The following is a 2,463-nucleotide window of genomic DNA, read 5'->3' as shown; positions in this document are numbered from 1 at the left end:
GGCGCCGTGCACGAGGACGTCCGGGTTGGCGTCCCCGACGACCAGCAGGTCCAGCATCAGTTCCTCCGCAGCGCGGCGGGCAGCGCGTCGCCGTGCGCCGCGGTGAGCGCGTCGCACAGCTCGGCGATGCGCTCGACGGGCAGCGCGGCGGCGGTCGCCGGGTCGCACATCGCGGCGTGCCGGACGTGCGCCGGGTCGCCCTCGACGGCGGCGGCGACGGTCAGCTCCACCACGTTGAGGAAGGCGCGGTTCAGCGCCGCGAGCTGCGGGGGCAGCGCGCCGACGTGGTGCGGGTGCACGCCCGTCCGGTCGAGCGTCGCCGGGACCTCGACGCCCGCGCCCATCGGCAGGTTGGTGATCAGGCCGGTGTTGGCGGTGGTCACCTGGATGGTGCGGCGCTCGCCGGTGGCGAGGCTGTGGATCACCTGCGGCGCGTACTCGGTGGCGTCCTCGTCCTCGCGCGGCGCCGGGTACTCGCCGCGCGCCAGGCAGTCGCGGACCCGCGCGTACTCGGCCAGGTTGCCCTCGCTGATCTTCACGTACTCGCCGACCGGGATGCGCAGCCGCTCGATCTCCGCCTCGTCCTTCAGGTACCAGGGGACGTACTCGGACGAGTGCTCGCTGGTCTCCGTCGGGTAGCGGCCGAAGCGCCGGTACATGTCGACGCGCACCCGCCGCCTCAGCTCGGGGTCGGCCTCGATGGCGGCGTCCAGCGCCGGGTACAGGTCGCGGCCGCGGTGCTCCCACTTCAGCACCCACGCCTGGTGGTTGACGCCCGCCGAGCGGAAGTCGACCTCCTCGTACGGCACGCCGACCAGCTCCGACAGGTCCCGGACGGTCCAGTACACCGAGTGGCACAGGCCGGCGGCCTTCACCTCCGGCGCGATCGCCGCGAGGTACTGCAGGTTCATCGCCATCGGGTTGGTGTAGTTCAGCAGCCACGCGTCCGGGCAGACGGCCTTGATGTCGGCGGCCAGCCCCTCCAGCAGCGGGAACGTGCGCAGCGCCCGGAAGATCCCGCCGATGCCCAGGGTGTCGCCGATGGTCTGCCGGACGCCGAACTCCGCCGCGACCTCGAAGTCCTTCACCGTCGCGGCGTGCCCGCCGACCGCGACCATGTTCACGACCACGTCGGCGCCCTCCAGCGCGCGGCGCCGGTCCAGGGACGCGGTGATGACCGGCGCGGCGCCGTGCTCCTTCGCGGTGAGCCTCGCCAGGCCCTCGGCGACCTCCAGCCGCTCGGGGTCGATGTCGTGCAGCGCGAGCCGGACGCCGCCGAGCTCGGGGTAGGAGAGGATGTCGCGCAGCAGCTGGCGGGTGAACTCGACCGAGCCGGCGCCGACGAAGGCGATGTTCAGCATGCACGTTGTCCAATGCTCTCGGCGGAACGGGGCGCGATGACCTCCAGCAGGTGCGCGACCCGCTCCCGCATGGCGTCGCGGGCGGGCGCGAGGTAGCGGCGCGGGTCGACGCCCCGGTCCAGGTTCGCGCGGACCGCCCCGCTGAAGGCGATGTTGAGGGCCGTACCGATGTTGATCTTTGTCATTCCCTGACCGACGGCGCGGCGCAGCTCGTCGTCGGCGACCCCCGACGAGCCGTGCAGCACCAGCGGGACCGGCACCGCGTCGCGCAGCCGCGCGATCAGGCCGTGGTCGAGGACGGCGGTGCGCTCGGTCATCGCATGCGAGCTGCCGACGGCGACCGCGAGGGCGTCGACGCCGGTCGCGGCGACGAACGCGGCGGCCTCGCCGGGGTCGGTGCGGACGCCCGGGGCGTGCGCGCCGTCCTTGCCGCCCACCTCCCCGAGCTCGGCCTCCAGCCAGAGGCCGCGCTCGTGGGCCCAGGCGGCGGCCGCCGCGGTGCGGGCCACGTTCTCCTCGTAGTCGTGCTCGGAGCCGTCGTACATCACCGAGCCGAACCCGTGGTCGGCGGCCTGGCGCATCAGGTCCTCGTCGGTCACGTGGTCCAGGTGCAGCGCGACGCGCGCCGCCGAGCCCTCCGCCACCGCGCGGGTGCCGGCGGCGATCGGCCCGAGCCGTCCGCCGTGGAAGCGCACCGCGTTCTGGCTGATCTGGCAGATGACCGGGCGGCCGGTCTCCTCGGCGGCCGCGGCGATCGCCTCGGCGTGCTCCAGCGTGATCACGTTGAACGCGGCGACGCCTTCGCCGGGCCGCACCAGCTCGGCCGTGCTCACCAGGGGCATGATGTCTCCCTCACCTTCGTGGCCCGGCGGTGCCGCCGGAGGACGTCGGGGTCGAACTCGCCGGCGGCGGGCGCCGCGACGGCGGCGGCCGCCAGCGCGGCGGCCTCGCCGAGCGCGGCCGGCCAGGGCGCGCGGTCGCGCAGCGCCACGGCGAGCGCCGCCGCCGCGGCGTCGCCGGCGCCGGTCGGGTTGCCGGCGACGACCTCGTGCGGGACGGCCTCGAAGCAGCCGTCGGGCGTGACGGCGAGCATGCCGCCGGC

General features: G+C 75.0%; 3 protein-coding genes. All 3 read right to left on the bottom strand.

Features of this window, described 5'->3' with window-relative positions; all coding sequences use genetic code 11:
* Positions 1-56: 56 nt before the first annotated feature.
* On the bottom strand, positions 57-1,361 hold the full coding sequence (locus tag ABZ914_RS50190) for an alpha-glucosidase/alpha-galactosidase (protein WP_500201649.1): 1,305 nt from the start codon (positions 1,359-1,361) through the stop codon (positions 57-59).
* Positions 1,355-2,203: a class II fructose-bisphosphate aldolase gene (locus tag ABZ914_RS50185; RefSeq protein WP_500201648.1), complete on the bottom strand. Its 849-nt coding sequence runs from the start codon at positions 2,201-2,203 to the stop codon at positions 1,355-1,357. The genes ABZ914_RS50190 and ABZ914_RS50185 overlap by 7 nt, the downstream gene beginning before the upstream one ends.
* A partial coding sequence (locus tag ABZ914_RS50180; RefSeq protein ID WP_500201647.1) for a PfkB family carbohydrate kinase occupies positions 2,191-2,463 on the bottom strand: 273 nt, incomplete at its 5' end. The genes ABZ914_RS50180 and ABZ914_RS50185, both read right to left, overlap by 13 nt.

The sequence above is a fragment of the Spirillospora sp. NPDC046719 genome (assembly GCF_040645715.1).
GTDB lineage: Bacteria > Actinomycetota > Actinomycetes > Streptosporangiales > Streptosporangiaceae > Spirillospora.
The sequence above is the reverse complement of the archived record's forward strand: the minus strand, read 5'-3'. Positions and strand labels throughout refer to the sequence as shown.